The sequence below is a fragment of the Embleya sp. NPDC059213 genome, assembly GCF_042754445.1.
Classification (GTDB): domain Bacteria; phylum Actinomycetota; class Actinomycetes; order Streptomycetales; family Streptomycetaceae; genus Embleya.
In genome coordinates this window covers 1-18,042 of sequence record NZ_JBHZAV010000188.1, presented here as the reverse complement: position 1 = coordinate 18,042, position 18,042 = coordinate 1, and the positions used below count along the sequence as shown (strand labels likewise).

Genomic DNA, 18,042 nt, shown 5'->3' with positions numbered 1-18,042 from the left:
AACAGGACGGCGAGAAGATCGGCAACGGACACTCGGAATCATCACGAGCCGCCAAGATCCACATCTCGTGTTTCACCAAACTCGCGACAGAGCCAACTCCTACTGTCCCTTGACAGGTTCGCCCCGGGCATACCCCCAACACTCTGCAAAGCGGGCCGCGACGCCTGTGGGACAAGGTGGAGGCTGCGTGGCGCTGCCGGGACGGGCAAGGACGCCCCGCCGTCCACGACTTCGGCCCCACCGCCACCCTCGTCACGAGCGCCGACGCGGCCGTCGTCGAGCAACAGGCGTGGTACCGCGACCGACACCTTCGGGCATGGAGCGGCAGCCCGCGAACTCGACGCCGTGGCCGGTGGTCCTGGGGCTCGGTGATCGCTTTCGGGCACGAGGGCGCGCAGTTCGTCCGGGCCGGGTTCGGGGCGGATCTCGGTGGGGTCGGCCATGCTTGGCGTGGTGTCGGTCCGGTGCGTTCGACCACGTGTTTCGGTGTTGTATCGGTCGCAGGAGGTCGACGATTGGGGCTGCCCGGTGACTTGGCATCATCGTGCTCGGCGGCAAGGCCCTGTGGTGTCGTGACCGGGCGAGGGGGCGGCGTTGGTGGTGCTGGTGCGAAGAGACGTGCGGGCAGGGGGCTTGCGGTCCGTCGGCATGGTGATCGGGGCGGTCGCGTGGGGTGCGTCGGGAGCCTGGCGGGGCGCGCACGGGGGTTTTCCGCCGTCGACTGCCTGGCGGCAGACGTGCTACGGGGCGTTGGAGGGTCTATTTTTCGGACTGTTCGCCGCCTGTTGTGCGGTGGCTGTGCTGCGGAGGTTCGGGCCGTCCCCGGGCGGGATCGAATGGCGGGTCTTCGGAACCGCCCTGGCCGTCTGGGGGCTTCCGGGGCTGCTCGGATTCATGCAAACACCCCCGGAGGGATGGCGGGTGCACATCACCCAGTGGATGGCCTACTCCGCGCTGCCGGCATACGGGTTCGCAATGTTTCTGGCGTTCTACGCAACGATCTGCGCCCGCACGCCGAGACAGCGTCTGATGTCGGCCGTGGGCCGGTTGGTCCTGGGCCTCGGCGGCATCGTGCTGATCCCACTGCCGTCCCTCGCATCCATCGGAGCGCCCCCGCCCGAGGGCGGCGGTTCGCACTACGACGGATGGGCCGCGGAGTTCCTGCCCATGAGCATCGGCCTCCTCTTGACATGCACGACGGCGGTCTCGTTGTCACGTGCCTGCAAGCGGCGGTATCGGGCTCGAACAGCGCGAAACGCATTCACCGTGTGATGTCGAGTCCTCTGCGGGTGCGGTGTGGGTTCGACCGCGACCGTCGTCCTCGACACGTTGTGCGGCGGCGACATGCCCGACCGCCTCGACCACTGCGGCGACCCGGGACGGTGGCGTGCCGGGCGCGCGTCGGGGTGTACAACCGTACTCGGGAAACCACGGCGGAAACGGCGGCGTCGGGTGCTGTTTCCGCGGATACCCGTCGATCACCGTCTGGAAGCAACTACCGTCCTGCCAAGGCGCACCCGGGCGCAGCGGCAGGCCGCGACTCGGGGCCGTGACCGACGGCGCCGGCCGACGGGGTGGTCCGACGGGCGGCGTGGCGAGGTGGCCGCTGGTGTCCAGTGCGGCCGAGGCGACGGTCATGCGTGAAGGTCGGGCGGGGAGGGGGCCGGTGGACGTTTCACCGAACGAGGGCTCGCCAAGGGTGAGTTCGAAGGGACCTTTACGATGCACCTTCGTGTGGCGTGAGGGCAGAGCGGCCTCCGGGAAAGCCTGCTTCCGACGGCGCGCCTCCCTCGACACCGAACGGGGCCTCCGCGCGCCTTCCTCGGCCGCGAAGGCACGGAAGGGCCACCCGAATCGGCGCGCGGCGTCAGGTTTCGGCAAGATTGCGCCATGACATCACCATCCTTGAGTCAAGGCGCCAACCTGCGCGTCGATTCCATCCGGGTTCGTATGCAGTTGTCGTGGTCCACGAGGAGCGGCGTTCCCGACATCGACGCGTCGGCGCTGCTGCTCACCGACGCCGGTACCGTGCGTGGGGACGCCGACTTCGTCTTCTACAACCACCCGCGCCACCCGTCCGGCGCGTTGGCGCATCTGGGCCGGACCAAGACGGCGGACGGCATCACCGACACGCTCGTCGTGGAACTCGCTCTCGTGGAGGAGGCGATACACCGGATCCTGTTCTGCGCGTCGTCGGACGGTGGCACGTTCGGCGAGGTGCCGGACCTGCGCCTTCGGTTGCTGGACGCCGCGACGGCGGCCGAGATCGCCCGCTTCGACATGACGGCCGGGGTCGAGACCGCCTTCGTCGGCGGCGAGTTGTATCGCCACCAAGGGCAGTGGAAGTTCCGCGCGGTCGGACAGGGGTACGCTTCCGGACTCGCCGGTCTGGCCACGGATTTCGGTATCTCGGTGCACGACGATCCCTCGGCGGACTCCGCCGCCGCGCAGCCGGTGCCGACGCAGCCGGTCGACTCCCCGCCGCCCCTGGCGGTATCCGTCGTCGCGCCGGCCGGAACCGGCGAGGAAGCGCTGCCCGCGGAGATGCGCAATCGCCTTTCGCTGCGCAAGGAGCAGGTCAAGGTGAGCCTCCGCAAGCAGGGCGCGGAGGGGATCACCGCGCGGGTGATCCTGGTCATGGACGCCTCCGGCTCCATGAATTGGCTTTACTCCGACGGAGTCGTGGCCGACGTGGTGGAGCGCATGGCGGCCGTGTCCGCGCAATTGGAGGACGACGGCGTGATGCAGGCGTGGACATTCGCCGACGATCCGGCACGTCTGCCGGATCTGCGCGTGGGCGAACTCCCGGAATGGTTGCGGCTGCACGTCCGTCCGGGAGGCGACGAGCCCGAGCAGGAGCTGCTGCCGGGTCAGGTCGACATGGTGGCGGTCGGCTTCGGCAACGAAGAGCACAAGGTGATCGCCGAAGTGCCCTCGTACGTCCGGGAAAATCCGTCCGCGGCCCCCACGTTGGTGCTGTTCTTCTCAGACGGCGGCATCTACTGCGACAGCGAGATCAAGCGAGAACTCAAGGGCGCGTCCAAGGAACCGGCGTTCTGGCAGTTCGTGGGCCTCGGCAACGCGAACTACGGCATCCTGAAGCGCCTCGACACGATGCGTGGCCGCCACGTGGACAATGTCGGCTTCTTCGCCGTCGACGACATCAGTGAGGTTCCCGACCAGGACCTGTACGACCGGCTGCTCTCCGAGTTCCCGAAGTGGATCACCGCAGCGCGGCGCATGAACGTGCTCTGAGCACGTATCTCCTTGCCTCCGTTGTCAGCCGAGGGGCACCCCGCGACGCCGGCGTGTCACCGCGCGGCGGACACGCGGCGGTCGCCGCGCTTGTAGCCGTCCCAGTCCAGAGGTGCGTTGGCCTTGGGGATCTGCCCGTCCGGCACGGTCGCCAAGTGTCCGCTTGGGGCGGGCCACAACTGAACGCCTCATGCTCGGTGGCGGGCGTGGCCGGTGTCGGCCGTCGGCGTCGGCGTCGGCCGAGGTCTGCCCGGGGCACGCGCGCGACGGCGAGCCGGCCTCGGCGGGCCTCCGGCTCAGGATGTTCGGGTCGGTGGGGCCACGCCCTCGACTCCAAGCCGTGGCGTCGGCCCAGCTGAGCGTGTGACAGTCCCCGTTGGCAGAATGCCGGCGTGGCTGAACAATATGTGTCCGCTTTCGCGATCGATGACGCTGCGGTCTTCGGCTTGGTCGGGTCGGACGACGATGTCCCCGTACGCATGGCCCTGGCGAAGATCCGGGACCTGAGCACCGCAGACCGGTTGCTTCGTGCCACCGACCCCGGCGATGTCGAAACCGCGCTGCGCGAGATTGTGACCGGCTCTCTCGACCCCGGGCGCTCGGGCGGCTACGGGTGGCTTCTGGAACTCATCGGGCCGACCCTCGGATCGCCGCTGGGACACGTGGTCCTGCCGGGACGCGGCTGGGATCGGCTCGAAGGCGCATTCCGCAGCTGGGACCTGGCCGCGTCGGCCGACTTGTGGGCGCGCCCTTGGCCGTTCCCCTGGAGTCCCGCAGGCCCACACCCGGACCCGGACCCGTGGCCGTTCCCCATGTTCGCGTCCCCGGACGAGTTGGACCGGATCCACGACGAACTCGCGGCCTTCGACACGGACCGAATCCACACCGACGCCGACGACTTCCTCCCGGACGAGGACGACGCCGAGGAGGTCGAGTGGCTGCTCGCCGACAACCTCCCCGGGTGGGTGTCCGGCGCCCGCGCCCAGGGCCTGGGAATGCTCCTCATCCGCGACGGCGGCAGGTAGCCGCAGCCCGGTGGCGCGCCGCCGCCCATCCCCGCGCCGGACCGAGCACCCATAGGCCGGTCCGGTGCCGCGTACGACACCGGGTTGGACGATTGCGGCGCTTTCGGTGCGGGATGCCCCGGTTCCGGAGCGCATGCCGTCATCGCCATGTAGAGCCGCACCGGCCCGGGAACATCCGTGTTGTGACGGGCCGTTCGAACGACGGCCGCCGGCGGACCGACGGCTCCCTCGGCCGCTGTGGTGGACTCTTGATCGCGCTGGTCGATGACGGCGAGGAACAGGGCTTCCCGGGACTCGAGGTAGCGCAGCACGCCCGTGTCGGTCAGTGCGACGCGTTCGCCGATCTCCCGGAGCGAGGCGTTCCGGTCGCCTCGGTCGCGAACACCTCGGGAGCGGTCCGCCGGATCCGCGCACGGCGGGCCACGCCTTTGGGATACGGCCGCTGCGCTGTCCGACCGCCGGGGGCCGGTTTGCCACTGGTCACCCCACGAAGTATCCGGTCAGCGGATTTCGCCGGCCGCCGCACCGCGATCGGACGTCACCATCGTGACGATCACCGGCCGAGCCGTCGTCCGGCGAATGGTCTCATCGGCGGCCGCCCTGCCACCTTGTTCAGGAGCCGAAGCCGAGTCGGTCGAACAGGACGACGCCGTCGTTGTACGCCTGGACACCGGTAACGCGGGGGGCGAAGGCGACCGCGTTGGCGGCTTCCTGGTAGACCCAAAACGGCAGGTCCTTGTTCAGTTGGAGTTGGACGTGGGTGTACGCCTCGCGGCGGACACCGGGCGCGGTGGCCAGACGGGCCCGCGTCATGGCGTCGACGACCTCGGGATTGGAGTAGCCGCTCACGTTGGTCGGGCTGCCCGGGCGAAGGAAGTCGTACAGCACAGGCTCGGGGTCGTTCATCCACAACCCGGAGACGGCCATGTCGAAGTCTCCGGCAACGAGTCTGCGGATCAGGGTGGCGGTGTCCACCGGATCGATCTTCATGTGGACGTTGGGGTACTGCTGGATACGCCCCTGGACGTACAGCGCAGTCCGGTTGGCGCTTCCCGGCGCACCGGCGACCATGTGGGTGAAGGTGAAGGGCCGGGTTCCGCCGGCGGTGAGCTTGAGGAAGGCGGCCCGAGCCTGTTCGGGTTGGTTCTCGGCGGCGGACAGTTGGATGTTGGCGAGTTCGGTGGTCGCGTCGAACACGCCACGTGCGGGTGTCCCGGCGTTGTCGTAGAGCAGACGGTTCATCTCCTGAGAGTCGAGACTGTTGACCACCGCCCGGCGCGCGGCGGGGTCGTCGAACGGCGGTCTGCGGGTGTTGAAGACGATCATGAGACCGCCATTCAGGTTCAGTCGCACGAGTCCCAGGTGTTCGTCCTGGGCCGCCTTGCCCGAGAGGGGGTCGCTGATGGCTGCCAAGTCCAGTCTGTCGGCGGCGATGGCGTCGGCGACGTTGGTTGCCCGAGGCGTCACACGTACGTCGATCTCGTCGAGATAGGGGCGTCCCGGCTGCCAGTAGCGCGGGTTCTTGCGCAGGGTGAGGCTTTTGCCCGCGCTCCGCTCGGCCAACACGAAGGGGCCGGCCCCGACCGGGCGCGTGCGCAACGAACTCGGATCTCCCAGCGTGCGTGGGGACGCGACGTAGGCAAGGCTGTTCGCGACCGTCTGATCGAAGTTGGCATTGGGTGAGGGAAGTTCCACGGTCAGAAGCAGTGGCGACTTGACGGTGAGCTTGAGGTTCGTCGCGCCGACCGTGTATCCGGAACCGCTGGAAGGGTCCGCGTGTATCTGCCAGTTCGCCTTCACCGCCGCGGCGTCGAACGGCGTGCCGTCGGAGAAGAGTACGCCCGGTCGCAACACCAGTGACCACACCCGCGCGGCGTTGTCGGGAGTGAACGACTGCGCGAGGTGCGGTTTCACCGTGCCGGTCACCGGATCCGTCCACAGGAGCGGGTCGTAGATCGCCGAGAGCAGGTTTCCGTAGGCGACGGCATAGTTCGAGGCGGAGAAGGGATCGAGCGATACCGGGTCGTCGAGGACCGCCAGCCGCAGGGTGCCTCCGGGTTTCGGTGTTCCGGCGGGATCCGCCGTGTGACGCCCGCTGGGGCCACAACCGGTCGACGCCAGGGTCAGCAGGACCGCGACGAGCACTGTCCTGGTCCGGCTGCGGCGAGGTCTCGGGCAACGCAAGGTGTGGTGCACTGTTTGCCTATCAAAAGTCGGTCTGGCGCGGCGGCGATGGGGCGCCTTGACGCGTTTGGTCTGATGCGCGCTGCGGGTCCGCGACCGGGCGTGGGCGAGAGCGCGCGAGCGAGCGGGAGCGGGAGCGCGGAGTCGAATGCGCCGCGCAAGGCGGCGACGGCCGGCGCTACTCGACGGACACGACGGCGCAGCCGTTGCGGTTGGCGATCTCCCGGCAGATGCCCGCGTGGGTCTCGATGCCGCAGATCGACCATCCGCCGCCGTGGGCGGACACCGGGACGGGAAGACTCCCCGCGGGCCGTGGGTGGCAGATCCGCACCGGGGTGTCCCCGTTCGGGCCCGGCAGCAGCCGGTCGGCGACCGCGTACACGTCGGGACGGGGTCGACGCGCCGCGGCCTCGACGACGCGTTCGCGAATCGTGGCCGCGGTCTGTGGCGTGACGAAGGGAAGCGGGGGGAATGCGGCCATGAGCGTGGCCGGTTCCGGGGTCGGGACGAATGGTTGCGGGCGGGCGTTCACCTTCACGGCCTCCAGGGGCGGGCGTCGGCCGGCGACCGGCGTCGAGGCGCGGTCGGGCATTCCCAATGAGTGCGGGGATCATACATTCACTGGACAAATCGTCCATTGACTGGCTTATTCGTCGCCTATGCGACCCGACGGTCGACGGGGCGGGCAAGCCCGTGGCGGGGCCGGTGGTGCGGCTTCCGCGGGGGCGGAGGGGGTGCGCGAAAACCTGCATCATCTGTCGGTCGCGGCACCCGGGTCCTCGGGGCGGTACACCCCGGAGACGCGGATCCGGCCGTTCGGCGCGAGGTCGTCCTTCGCGGCGATCGCGATGTCCTCGACAACGCTCTCAGGAGCCGTGCTCGTGGCCAGGCGGATCCCGAAGTGGCAGGAATACTACGGGTGTTCGGTCACGTCGTCGACCCTCGCGGTGGCGCCTCGGCGAGGGTCCCGCCGTCTCCGGGCCGCGTCCGCAGTTCGTTCTCGAAGGCCCACTGTCGGGGTGACCTCGCAGGCGTGGAGCGCGTTGTGCGTGGGGCCGCCCTCCCGGGGCTCGACGGGGGCGGTGAACCGGTGGCCGCCCCCGTCGGCCATGCGGCACCCGCGCAGTTCCGGGAAACACGAGTCGCGAGCGCGCGTTCGCCGGGGCGGTACACGAGTTCGACATGGGTGATGCGACGCGGGACGGGTGCGTCGTTCGGGGCCTGGGACATGGGGCTCCTCGCGAGAAGGCGCACTCCGAGCCGCGCGGCACGGGACGCCATCTGATTTAGCGTTGAGCATATATTAATAGAGGGTCGCGGGGGAATGATCCTGGCGCACGGCCGGTCCGGCCGGCGCCGCGCGCACGGGTGCGCTCGTCACCGGGCCGGGGCGGGCACACCGTCACTGCGGCGGCGGCCCTCGGCGGCGGGTCCGTGTGGTCGGGCGGCGTACGGCGGCCAGGGCGGGGTGGTCGGTCCCGAAGTGGTCGACGAACGCGGATCCCAGGGCGTCGGCCGAAACCTCCGCGACCGTCAGGGGCACGGCCACCTCCGCCACGCGCGGTCCGTGTTCGGCGGCGTCGGGGGCCGGCGCGTCGACGAGGTGGCCGAGAGCTCCGACTTCGACGAGCGCAAGCGCGGGGCCTGGATGTCCACCACGAGCTCATCGGACTGATCGCGGCGGGCGACGTCGACGGTGCGCACGAACTGGCCCGCCGGCACATCGAGTTCGCGCAGTCGCACCCGCTGCGGGAACGGCCGGGCGTCGCGGTGGAGTCGCTGCCGGGCGGCTGAACCGCCCGCCTCGAAACGTGTGTTCGGGGCCCGCCCCGGAGCGGCGGGCGCCCGGGTCGTCCTCACGAGCGGGCGGCCACGGCCTCCGCGCCCGATTCGGCCGGCGCCGTCGGCAGCACCGACGCGTCGACCACGCTCGGCCCCTCTACGCCGTGCAGGTCCGCGTCCACCACCGACGTCGCCGCGTCCGCGCCGATCGGGCACGTGCCGACGCCGTGGAGGAAGGCGTAGTGGCCATTCGCGATCACCCGGTCGAGCGCGCCGTCGCCGTCATGAACCGCGGTCGCGCCGCCGACGGCCAGAGCGAGGGGTGGTACGGCCTTCCTCGCGGGCCGTTCGCAGCCGGTGTTGCAGGGTCCGCGGCGATGTTCGGGCGGCGGCCACCGCGAGCCGCAGGTGTCCGAGCGTCAACGCGACCCGGCCCTCCAACTCCAGGCGACGGTGCCCCACTTGCTCCTGCACCGCGGCCGCCGGCACCACACCGAGCGCCCGTCCACCCGTGATCCTCGGGCGTCCCGGTCACCATCGCTCCCCCGTTCCGTCCCGGCCGGGCCCGGAGGCGCCAGGCGACCCGGCCATCGAAACACCGGCCTCCCCAAGGAAGCCGGAAACCGCGCCACCGTGACACCGAAAACGGCAATCCGACGACACGGGACGGACGTTCCGGCAAAAGCCGGACAGCAGGCAGCGCGGAGGGAGTCGCAGAACACCGACCCGCGGAACGTCGCTCACCAACGCGAACCGGACCTGGGCCAAGCTCCGCCGATGCTCTGGGCACATGGCGAGGCTCCGCTCGAAAATGAAGGCGGTGCGCTTGGCGGCCGAGCACGCCGCAGCACATGCAAGCCACCGCCAACCCCGCACCATCTACCGCGATGCCCACAACCCGGCGGGCTGACCTGGGCCGGGCACAGGTTACTCGACGCGCTGAAGCAAAAGTCGCATGGATTCGATGTATGCCCCCATCCCGGGGTAGGGATCCAGAACCGCCGAGAGTCGCGCAAAGACCCGTCGGAGGACTGTCGGATCCGGCGGAAGAGGCATCTCCTGTAGCTGCTCCACCGCATGCAGAGCGTAGCTTCGGTCGGCTTCGTCGAAGTCGTGTTCATGGTTCGTCAGTGCGGAGGCGAGGGCGCGAGTGAACACTGTAATTGATTCGGTCAGCTCATCGGTGTGACCGGAAACGATATTGGCGCCGGAGTCACGGCCAACGGTGTTGTTCGTTGCCCCGATCAGGCCGCCGAAATATCTGTGGGTGAAGGAGCCTTCGTCTTTACTCATGAGATCCCATCGTGGACCGGGTCGTCTTGGGCCGCGGGTGCCTTGTCATCGAAAGCCGTTCTTGGAACCGGTCGCGGCACTTCGGCACGTGCATCCGTCACTGCTTCGCGCAGCCGGGGAATCTGCCCGAACTGCTGCAACATGGCAGGGGCTGCAGCCCCGACGGTCAGCGCCCCGAGAGCGCCCGTTGCCTGGCCTGTGGCCCCGTACAGGGTTGCGCCCGCCGCGCCGAGCATCAGTCGGGTGACAGCGATGGCGATCACGGGCCGTACATCAATGAAATTCATGAAGCTCGGCGGATCGCGGCGCTTCTTTTTTAATGCCGCCTGCCGCGCGGTCTGCCACTCGCCGAGACGATTGAAGAAGGCAACGAGTTCAATCACGGCACCGCCGGCGGCGCCAAGGAGGATGTACCCGAAGATCGTCACTGAGTCTGACCTCGCAACACCGTGATGGACGGCCTACACCTTGCGTCTTCGCCCTTGCCTCGAGTATGAGCGCTGCGAGCAGCCACCGCCCCATACTTGCCCGTACCAACAATATATTTGGAGCGGCGAGTCCAATGCTGCGGAATCCAAGCGAAAGAATCAACAGCCCGATTGAACGCTAACGGACAACCTGCAGCTGCTTTCGATCCTGGTGGGTTGGACGCGCCCATGGGGAACTCAACTCGTGGCTCCGTTGTCGAGGCCGTGGGCGGGGGGCAGGAGGCCGCGTGCCCCGGTCGGCCAGGACGCCGGCAGCGGGTTCGCCCAAGGGTGGGATGGGGTGGCGCCGAGGGGGACGTCGAAGGCTCGGGCAAGGTATCGGTCGTTGACGGGTGTGGCACGGGTGCTCGGGGTCGAGCGCAGGGCGACCTCGGGGATGGTGAAGCAGCCGGGTGCGCTCTTGAAGCGGCTGGTGCGGTGACCGGAGCCGCAACGGTCGCGGGGCAGGGGCGGGCACGTATACACGCTGGATATCGCCACCGGCGCAAGCCGACGGATGGCCGGCAACCACAACAGCCCGACCGCGGCGGACAGCCCCGGCTCCATACGCGGATCGCAGAAGAGGACGGTCCGGTCGTCGCCTCACCGTCCGTCGCGGACCACCGCCAATCCGCCGACCCGGGTCGTGATGCCCGCCGGCCCGCGTCGGGCCGAAGCGAGCACGCCGGCCGGTCGACCGAGGGTGTCACCCTGCTCCACCTCGATCGCGACCGTCCGCGCCCCTGTCGTGTCGAGCAGGTGGGCGGCCAGGCAGCCGGTGCTGTTGGCGTTGGCGACGTCCTCGTCGACACCGATCGCCGGCGCGAACATCCGCGCCGCACCCGGCCGGTCGCCCACCGGAGGTACGTACACGAAACAGCCGAGGAGCCCGTACCGCCGGCACGCCGCCGTCAGCCTGCCGAAGTGTGGGCGGACTCGGAGCAGCGCCGACCGGTCGTGGACCGGTACCAGCATGCGTGGCGCACCGGGCGCGGCGATCCGTGGCACGTCGGTCGGATGGGAATCGTCCGCGGTGAGCCCGAGCGCGGCGACGATCGCGGCGCGCTCGTCCGGTACCGGGTGACGCAGCGCGACGAGGCCCTGGTCGAACCACACCTCGATGCCGGCGGGGCGGCGGATCGCGACGGTGTCGAACGTGCGCCCGCCGGTGTGTTGGCGGTCGTTCGACTCGTCCAGCGCGGTGCGGGTCAACCGGACGGCCTGCGCGGCAACGGTGCCGTGGCCGCAGCCGGACAGTTCGGCGGTGGCGGTGAAGAACCGGACCGGCCGGCCACCGTCCGGCGTCCGCCCCGAGCCCAGGAACGCCGCGTGCGAGGTGCCGGCCGCAGCGGCGACCGCGCGCCGGTCCGCGTCCGTCGCCGCCGGGTCGTCGTCGGTGACAGCCGTGGGGCTGCCGCCCCGGCCGTCGCGCCGCACGCACGCGTCAACCACCGTGACATCCGGCCAGAACATCGACCCACCTTTGATACTCAACGAATCGGCAACCACGAACGGCGTTCCGCCGATGGCCGGCCCCGGCCGCAACGGCCGACCGAAGGCATCCCGGAGCGTACCGTCCTGCCTCGGCCGGTGCAGTCCCGCACCGGATGGTGGATGACGACCGCACCGCCGGTGACGTGGTCGGCGACATCGGCAGCCACCCGCCGGCCCTGCGGCGACACCCGCGCCGCGGCCATGGCGGCGGCGTCGGCGAAGTCACCTTCGAAGACCGCGAAATACGGCGCTTCTCCCTTGGCCGCCGCCACGTCGAAGCAGTAGCGCCACGCAAGCAGCCCGGGCATATTCATGACCAGTAAAAAATGGTTGGTCACGTAGTGGTCGCGGAAGTGGTCAGGGTCGGCAGGCGTGGAATACAGGACCACCAACTCATGCACGACGACCTCCGTCCGGAGACGAGACCATAGCATCCGGGAACCCCCGCCCTCACTGGCGCAAACCCGAGGACCGCTCAGCCTGTTGCCGGTCTCCGCCGTACCTTGGCCGCGCCCCCATCACCCGCTTCGGTCTCGCCCTCCCCCGCCCGCCCGACCCGGGCCCGGGGTAGGAGCCGTCCGCAGAACCGGTGTTGGCGTCCGATCCTCCTCGGGCACGGCCGGCGGTCGACGTGCGCGCGTATCCGGCCTGGAAACACCGAACGCCCACACGGATGGCGCCGATCCGGTATCGATCGAGGAGACCGCCACCACGAGTGCCCGACCACCTTCGGGAAACGCCGACCGTTGAGCTACGGACACCACGATCTGACCGTGACGTACGAGCCCGCCAAAGACTCAGCCCACTTCGTCCTCTACACCGAGCCCGCAAGCAGCATCGTGGCCCCCTCAACACCGAGGTTCACATCGGGAGCCACACCCGCTACATCCTGAAGTAGGCGTGCCGGCTGGCGCGTCGTGGTCCGAACCCCCTGCACACCACGCTCCTGGACCCCTACTACCGGATCCTGTACAACGCGGAGTTCGGTCTCCCCGTGGTGGCCCGGCATCACCGCACCGACGACGCGAGCGCCCATCACCGCACCTACCGGACGTAGCGAACGCATCGGCGCGACGTTCGTCCACGCGGGCATCGACGTGGCCGCCGCGCCGTTGTTCGTCGGTGCGCGCCGGGCGCAACTCGCCGGATGGGCCTGCCTCATCGAGTGCGGGGCGTTCCCCGCACGGCTCGGGAGACGCAAGCTCTGCACAAAGTGGATCACCGCGGAAGCCGCCCTCGACCCGAACGCACACCGGCCCGGGACACCCCCCCTCGCCGCCAACCACTGCGAAATCACCGTCGAGAAGGCGGAATTCGGGGTTGCCGTCGGCACGGAGCCCGGCCGACGGAGCGGTCAGCGGATGGGCGTGGCGAGCTCGTACACGATGTCGAGGTAGGTAGAGGCGACCGGACTCAGGCCGGTGCGCGGCCACAGGAAGCCGTAGTCGATCGGCGGGGCGTCGTGCAGCGGGACGAAGGCCAGGCCCGGGCGGGAGTGGAAGTCCTGGGCGCGCAGTGCCACCGTGCTGACGCCGACGCCCATGCTGACGTGGACGAGTACCTCGGGCCAGAACCGGGTGGCCGGCCCCTGCGGGATCGGCCGGCCGGACGGGGTTGTTCGGGGGAAGTAGTAGTCCATCCAGTATTCGGGGATGTGCTCCGAGGCGATCGTGACCAGCGTCGTGTCGACGAGGTCTTCCATCGAGACGGAGTCCTTGCCTGCGAAGGGGTGGCCGGCGGGCACCAGCAGTCCGCGCGGCTCGGCGAACATCAGCGGCCCCTGCACGATGTCGGGCTCGGCTATGGGGAACTCGGTGAGCTGCAGGTCCACTTCGCCGGCCCGCATGCGACCGAGCGGGTCGAGGAGTTGGATCTCCTGGATCTCCACCACGCTGTCCGGATGGCGCACGCGGAACAGGTCGGCGGCCCTGACGAGCAGGTTGCCGCACCAAGCCCCGGAGAAGCCGACGCGCACCACGCCCTTGACGCGCACACCGCGGGTCGTGGTGATCGCCTGGGCGAGCCCGGCGGTGATCTGGTCGTACGCGGGGCGCAGGTCGTCGCGCAGCTGCTCGCCGAGCGGGGTCAGCGTCACCTTGCGGCTGTTGCGTACGAACAGCGGTCCGCCGACGCGGCGTTCGAGCTTGCGGATGGTCTGGCTGATCCTGCCGGTCGTGACGTGCAGGCGTTCTGCGGTGCGTCCGAAGTGCAGTTCCTCGGCAAGCGTGAGAAACGCTTCGAGCTCCAGTCTCTCCAGCATGCCCACCCCTTGATCGTTTAGCCGCGCTCAACCCAGCGTGGCGTGGTCGTGCCTTGTTGTACCGCGTGCGGATCTTGCACGCTGAAGGGGCCGCGTCCGACGGACACCCAGGACCTCGGAGCGGCTCCCCCATTGCTGTGAAACGGAGACTTCCGCATGAGCAAGATCGTTGCGGTCATGTACATCACGATGGACGGCGTGGTCGAGGACCCCGCCTGGACCGGCCCCTTCTGGAACGACGAGCACGCCAAGTACCAGAACGGCCAACTGCGCGCCAGCCGCGCCCTGTTGCTGGGGCGCGCGACGTACGAGAGCTTCGCCGAGGCGTGGTCACCGCGCGACGAGTCCGACGAGTTCACCGCGCGGATGAACCACATCCCCAAGTACGTCGCCACCACCACCCTCCAGAGCGCTACCTGGAACGCGGCCATCATCGACGGCGACGTCCTCGAACAGGTCGCCAAGCTCAAGGCCGAGCCCGGTGCCGACCTGCTGGTCTACGGCAGCGTCACGCTTGTCAACACACTGATCGAGCACGACATGGTCGACGAACTCAAGTTGTTCCTCCACCCGGTGACCGTCGGCAACGGCAAGCGCCTGTTCACCGACGGCCTCACCCCGAAGTCCTGGACGCTCGCGGGCACCCAGTCCTTCAGCTCGGGCGCGATCGTCCTCGACTACCGTCCGGCACCGGCGGCCTGACACACCACCCCGCGCTGCGCACGACGACTGGCCCCGGCACCGGGGAACTCGCCACGAACTCCCCGGTGCCGGACACGGTCGCGCGAATCCCGTCGGAAAACACCACTCCGCTGACGACCGCCGCAGCACCCCACCGGCTCGCGCCCGTCCCGTCTCACGGAACTCCCACCAGAACCCGCCCCCGTCAAGGAGCGCTGCAACCATGCGCAAGATCGTCAACTCCACGTACATCTCCCTCGACGGCGACATCGAAAAGCTCGACCAGTGGTCCTTCGACTACTGGAGCGATGACCTGGAGCGATACGCGCACAGCCTGCTTTTCGCCGCCGACACGCTGCTCATGGGCCGCGAAACCTATGCGAACTTCGCACCCGCCTGGTCGGCACGGGCGGGCGCCGACGCGTTCGCCGACCGCATGAACAGCATCGACAAGTACGTCGTCTCCTCCACCCTGGCCGGCGGCGACTGGGGTCGCACCACCGTCATCCCCCGGGACAAGGCCGTCGCCGAGATCGCCGAACTCAAGGCGCAGCCAGGCGGCGACATCCTGATGTACGGATTCGGGCCGGTCGCCAAGACCCTGCTCGCGCACGGCCTGCTGGACGAGGTGCACTTCTGGGTTCACCCGGTGATCGCCGGCGGCGGAACCCTCGCCGCCGACGGATTCCGGCATCGGCTCAAGCACACCCGCACCGAAGCCCTCGACACCGGTGTCATGGTCCTCGTGTACACGCCCGCAGCCGAGGCCGCGTCGTCGTAGCCGCGACACGGTCCCACGTGACGGGCGCGCCGCCGACGGATCGACTGCGCGCCCGTCACGCACCCGGGCCCGGCTCAGCCCTGTGCCGCGTTCCTGGACGGGCCGCCGCCAGACACGCGCCCCGACGGCGCGAGCGTACCGCCGTCCGCTCGCGCTGCGGGCAGGCCGGGAGCGGTGTCGCTGACGTGGACGTTCGGACATCGGCTGTCCCAGCCCAGGACGAGTCGGGCGTCGCTGTGTGCGCGCACATGGGCGTTGGTGACCGGTTCCGAGACGGTCGGCAGGACGTCGTCCATCCTCTCCGGCGCGTCCCGCGTCCACACCAGACACGCCAGGTGCTGCCGCGTCCAACCCTGCCCCGCCACACCACCAGCGATGGTCGAGGACCGAGCCCATCCCACCGCGCGCATATCCGCCATGCCGCCTTCTCCCCGTTCACCCCCCGAGCAACCGCCCCGCTACGGCTCCCGGCCCGTCTCCCCGAGAGGGGTCGTGTCGTCCGGGGGGCTCAGGTCGAGGTCGCCTCGAGCGGAGGGCGCAGGGCGCTGCGTCCGGCACGCCACGCGGTCAGGATGTGGTCGCCGAGGCGGCCCTCCAGGAACACGGTGGCGGCGATGCCGAAGACGATGTCGGCTGCCAGGTTCGGTTCGTCGGCAAGCAGGCCGGCGACCACCTCGCGACGCACGACCTGCTCGTGGACGGCGTCGGCTTCCACGTGCTCGTCGTAGAAGCGCTCGGCGGCGGGTCCGGCGCCGGTCCGGCGCATCGCCTGGGCCAGTCGGCGTGCGCCGGGGGGCGAAGTCACCTCCACACAGGCGAAGTGACCCACCAGCGCGCCGCGCAGCCCGCGATGCAACCCGAGCAGGGACATCAGGTTCACGGTCGGCAGCACCACGGCGGGCGCCGCGTCCAGGTAACGCCCGTACAGCGGGTCCAGGTCGAGATCGACCATGAGGTCCGCGAACAGTCGGGCGTGGATGTCCTCGGCGCGGCCGGCCCCGAACTCGTCGAACTCGATGGCCACCATGGCCGCTTTCGCCCGACCGCGCAGGCGAGGGATGACCCAGGCGTGCGGATCGGCCTCCTTGAGGTGATACAGCGAGCGCATCGCGGCGTATTCGCGCAACTGCCACAACTCTCCCCGGGTCCGGAGGAAGTGGCTGACGCTGGTGCCGTCGTCCCCCGCCGGCTCGATCAGGAGCGTGGCCAGCGCGTCGTCCACGCTCCGGCCGTCGTGGGCGTGCGCACGCAGGGCGCTGTGGAAGCGTTCCTCGAGGGCGGCACGCAGGCCCAGGAGACTCGGGTCCCACTCGCGGTCGTCGGCCACCCGGGCGAAGCCCCGATAGTGCAACTCGTACAGCGTGTACAGGGCCAGGTGCAGATCCTCGCCGAAGGGATCGGCCCGGGCGACCTCGCGAATCCCCGGGAGTGCCCCTTCCCCGGTCCGCAATGCCGTGATCACGCCCGCGGAGAGGTCGCCGCGCGGTCGCGGCAATGCCGGGGCGGCCTGGGAGGCGGGGGTCGACACGGTCACGCGCGGCCTCCTTCGTCGATCGTCGACGTCTCCGGTTCGGCCGGTGACGGTTCGGCGCCCGCCGTCGCGGTGCGCGCGCGGTGGCTGGTGTCGCACCACGGGTAGGTGCGGCTGCGCCGGCATGTGCAGACGGCGACGACGAAGCGTCGTGATGTGACGACCTCGCCGTTCGGGAGGACCACCTCCACGGGGCCTTCGATCAGGAGAGGACCGTCGCGCTCGGCGGTGATCCGGCGGGGGCGATCAGCGTTTCTCGGCACGGACGACCACCAGTTCCTCGTGATTGTCGTGGAGGCCCACCAGGCCGGTGCGGCGCAGCCAGTCCAGCCGCTCGCGCAGGACCGGACCGAACGGGATGGTCGTGCGGTCGACGATCGCGGCACGCATGCCGGACCGCTCCAACGCACCCAGGGTGGCCTCGGTGTCGCACAGCCCGGAGTGCACCATCAACAGGACACCGGCGGGCCGCAGTACGTCGGGGATCGCCGCGCAGATTCGGTCCACCACCGCCCGGCCGCCGAGTCCGGCATCCCACGCGCGGGCGGCGCCGAACTGCGCGACACCGGGCCGGGGCGCGGGCACGTACGGCGGATTGCACACGACGACGTCGAAGCAGTGACCGGCCACGGCCGACAGCAGGTCGCCGCGACGCACGGTGATCCGCCGGCGGGCGAACAGCGCGTTCGCGCGGGTGGTCAGCACGGCGCGCCTGGTGCTGTCGACGGCGGTCACTCGTGCTCCGAGTCGGGCCGCGTACACGGCCAGGGCTCCACTGCCGGTGCACATGTCCAGAACCCGGCTGCCTTCGCGGACGCCTTCACGGCGCATCGCCTCGGCCAGAAGAAAACTGTCGGACTGGGGGACGTAGACGCCCGGGGCGGTGAGTATCCGGCCCAAGGGGGAGACTGTGACACCGATTGCTGACACGGGAACCTCCGGCAATGCGATGGCACGGCGGATCACCGAATCCATCAGGACGAGCGTCGATGGCGGTGCCGTGACACCGGGCCCGACGCCGGACACCGGCTGCCTCCGGGGAGTCTCGGGCACGGTCGTCGTTTACCGTCGGCGTCGTTCGAACACCGGCCTTCGGCGTTCGGGGCACGCAAAGATCGCTTGCCCGGCCCTGTCGGGTTCATGCGCACCACGTGGGCGGATGTGGCCCCAGGGGCGTGCGTAGCGGCTGTGCCGCGGGCGGCGTCGTGGGTTTCGCCCGGGCACGGCACGGGTGGGTCGGAGGCCGGCTTGCCGGGGTGCGCCGACGAGGACCCGGTGGGGCCCGGGTC

At 69.9% G+C, this 18,042-nt stretch carries 17 protein-coding genes and 1 pseudogene; 5 read left to right on the top strand and 13 right to left on the bottom strand.

The features are described from left to right. The first annotated feature begins 921 nt into the window (after positions 1–921). The 3 genes from ACFXMF_RS39480 (at position 922) to ACFXMF_RS39470 (ending at position 4,280) form a co-directional block, all read left to right on the top strand. On the top strand, positions 922–1,272 hold the full coding sequence (locus tag ACFXMF_RS39480; RefSeq protein WP_379991268.1) for a hypothetical protein: 351 nt from the start codon (positions 922–924) through the stop codon (positions 1,270–1,272). Between the two features lie 618 nt (positions 1,273–1,890). Then, positions 1,891–3,255, top strand: coding sequence for a VWA domain-containing protein (locus ACFXMF_RS39475; protein ID WP_379991269.1), 1,365 nt, complete (start codon positions 1,891–1,893; stop codon positions 3,253–3,255). Positions 3,256–3,647: 392 nt separating this feature from the next. Beyond that, entirely contained in the window at positions 3,648–4,280 is a 633-nt protein-coding gene (locus tag ACFXMF_RS39470; protein ID WP_379991270.1) for a hypothetical protein, read from the top strand. 612 nt (positions 4,281–4,892) lie between these two features. On the opposite strand, the gene ACFXMF_RS39465 is transcribed toward ACFXMF_RS39470, so the two are convergent. The 9 genes and pseudogenes from ACFXMF_RS39465 to ACFXMF_RS39425 form a co-directional block, all read right to left on the bottom strand. Continuing rightward, on the bottom strand, positions 4,893–6,425 hold the full coding sequence (locus tag ACFXMF_RS39465; protein WP_379991271.1) for an ABC transporter substrate-binding protein: 1,533 nt from the start codon (positions 6,423–6,425) through the stop codon (positions 4,893–4,895). 217 nt (positions 6,426–6,642) lie between these two features. Then, a complete protein-coding gene (locus tag ACFXMF_RS39460; RefSeq protein ID WP_379991272.1) occupies positions 6,643–6,945 on the bottom strand; it encodes an alpha/beta hydrolase fold domain-containing protein in 303 nt (100 codons plus the stop codon). Positions 6,946–7,866: 921 nt separating this feature from the next. Beyond that, complete coding sequence (locus ACFXMF_RS39455) at positions 7,867–8,007, bottom strand: hypothetical protein (RefSeq protein WP_379991273.1); 141 nt, start codon at positions 8,005–8,007, stop codon at positions 7,867–7,869. Between the two features lie 313 nt (positions 8,008–8,320). Then, positions 8,321–8,569: pseudogene (locus tag ACFXMF_RS39450) on the bottom strand (GMC oxidoreductase); the annotation flags it as partial. Positions 8,570–9,173: 604 nt separating this feature from the next. Further along, positions 9,174–9,539, bottom strand: coding sequence for a hypothetical protein (locus tag ACFXMF_RS39445; protein WP_379991274.1), 366 nt, complete (start codon positions 9,537–9,539; stop codon positions 9,174–9,176). Next, on the bottom strand, positions 9,536–9,967 hold the full coding sequence (locus tag ACFXMF_RS39440) for a hypothetical protein (RefSeq protein ID WP_360313953.1): 432 nt from the start codon (positions 9,965–9,967) through the stop codon (positions 9,536–9,538). The genes ACFXMF_RS39445 and ACFXMF_RS39440 overlap by 4 nt, the downstream gene beginning before the upstream one ends. A 642-nt stretch (positions 9,968–10,609) precedes the next feature. Next, positions 10,610–11,479, bottom strand: coding sequence for a PhzF family phenazine biosynthesis protein (locus ACFXMF_RS39435; protein ID WP_379991276.1), 870 nt, complete (start codon positions 11,477–11,479; stop codon positions 10,610–10,612). A 17-nt stretch (positions 11,480–11,496) separates the two neighbouring features. Further along, complete coding sequence (locus ACFXMF_RS39430; protein WP_379991277.1) at positions 11,497–11,901, bottom strand: EthD family reductase; 405 nt, start codon at positions 11,899–11,901, stop codon at positions 11,497–11,499. A 953-nt stretch (positions 11,902–12,854) separates the two neighbouring features. Then, the gene (locus tag ACFXMF_RS39425; protein WP_379991278.1) at positions 12,855–13,760 is read right to left on the bottom strand and encodes a LysR family transcriptional regulator; all 906 of its coding nucleotides are present in this window, start codon (positions 13,758–13,760) and stop codon (positions 12,855–12,857) included. 156 nt (positions 13,761–13,916) lie between these two features. Between ACFXMF_RS39425 and ACFXMF_RS39420 the strand changes: the two genes are divergently transcribed. Together ACFXMF_RS39420 and ACFXMF_RS39415 are read left to right on the top strand one after the other, a co-directional pair. Next, positions 13,917–14,462, top strand: a complete 546-nt coding sequence (locus ACFXMF_RS39420; RefSeq protein WP_360313944.1) for a dihydrofolate reductase family protein — start codon at positions 13,917–13,919, stop codon at positions 14,460–14,462. 202 nt (positions 14,463–14,664) lie between these two features. After that, a complete protein-coding gene (locus ACFXMF_RS39415; protein WP_360313942.1) occupies positions 14,665–15,222 on the top strand; it encodes a dihydrofolate reductase family protein in 558 nt (185 codons plus the stop codon). A 74-nt stretch (positions 15,223–15,296) separates the two neighbouring features. Here the strand turns inward: ACFXMF_RS39415 and ACFXMF_RS39410 are convergent, their stop codons facing one another. The 4 genes from ACFXMF_RS39410 to ACFXMF_RS39395 all read right to left on the bottom strand — a co-directional run bounded on the left by ACFXMF_RS39410 (position 15,297) and on the right by ACFXMF_RS39395 (position 17,728). Further along, positions 15,297–15,641 carry an ATP-binding protein gene (locus tag ACFXMF_RS39410; protein ID WP_379992810.1) on the bottom strand — a complete coding sequence of 115 codons (345 nt, stop codon included), beginning with the start codon at positions 15,639–15,641 and terminating at the stop codon, positions 15,297–15,299. Positions 15,642–15,730: 89 nt separating this feature from the next. Next, positions 15,731–16,756, bottom strand: coding sequence for an iron-containing redox enzyme family protein (locus ACFXMF_RS39405; RefSeq protein ID WP_379992811.1), 1,026 nt, complete (start codon positions 16,754–16,756; stop codon positions 15,731–15,733). Then, positions 16,753–17,016, bottom strand: a complete 264-nt coding sequence (locus ACFXMF_RS39400) for a CDGSH iron-sulfur domain-containing protein (protein ID WP_360313936.1) — start codon at positions 17,014–17,016, stop codon at positions 16,753–16,755. Before ACFXMF_RS39400 ends, ACFXMF_RS39405 begins: the two co-directional genes overlap by 4 nt. After that, on the bottom strand, positions 17,000–17,728 hold the full coding sequence (locus ACFXMF_RS39395) for a HemK2/MTQ2 family protein methyltransferase (protein ID WP_379992812.1): 729 nt from the start codon (positions 17,726–17,728) through the stop codon (positions 17,000–17,002). The genes ACFXMF_RS39400 and ACFXMF_RS39395 overlap by 17 nt, the downstream gene beginning before the upstream one ends. Positions 17,729–18,042 lie beyond the last annotated feature (314 nt).

Excerpts from the sequence above, each read along its gene's own strand:
- ACFXMF_RS39475 (WP_379991269.1), top strand. The coding sequence starts at position 1,891 with ATGACATCACCATCCTTGAGTCAAGGCGCCAACCTGCGCGTCGATTCC.
- ACFXMF_RS39460 (WP_379991272.1), bottom strand. The coding sequence starts at position 6,945 with ATGGCCGCATTCCCCCCGCTTCCCTTCGTCACGCCACAGACCGCGGCC.
- ACFXMF_RS39445 (WP_379991274.1), bottom strand. The coding sequence starts at position 9,539 with ATGAGTAAAGACGAAGGCTCCTTCACCCACAGATATTTCGGCGGCCTG.
- ACFXMF_RS39435 (WP_379991276.1), bottom strand. The coding sequence starts at position 11,479 with ATGTTCTGGCCGGATGTCACGGTGGTTGACGCGTGCGTGCGGCGCGAC.
- ACFXMF_RS39425 (WP_379991278.1), bottom strand. The coding sequence starts at position 13,760 with ATGCTGGAGAGACTGGAGCTCGAAGCGTTTCTCACGCTTGCCGAGGAA.
- ACFXMF_RS39420 (WP_360313944.1), top strand. The coding sequence starts at position 13,917 with ATGAGCAAGATCGTTGCGGTCATGTACATCACGATGGACGGCGTGGTC.
- ACFXMF_RS39415 (WP_360313942.1), top strand. The coding sequence starts at position 14,665 with ATGCGCAAGATCGTCAACTCCACGTACATCTCCCTCGACGGCGACATC.
- ACFXMF_RS39410 (WP_379992810.1), bottom strand. The coding sequence starts at position 15,641 with ATGGCGGATATGCGCGCGGTGGGATGGGCTCGGTCCTCGACCATCGCT.
- ACFXMF_RS39395 (WP_379992812.1), bottom strand. The coding sequence starts at position 17,728 with ATGGATTCGGTGATCCGCCGTGCCATCGCATTGCCGGAGGTTCCCGTG.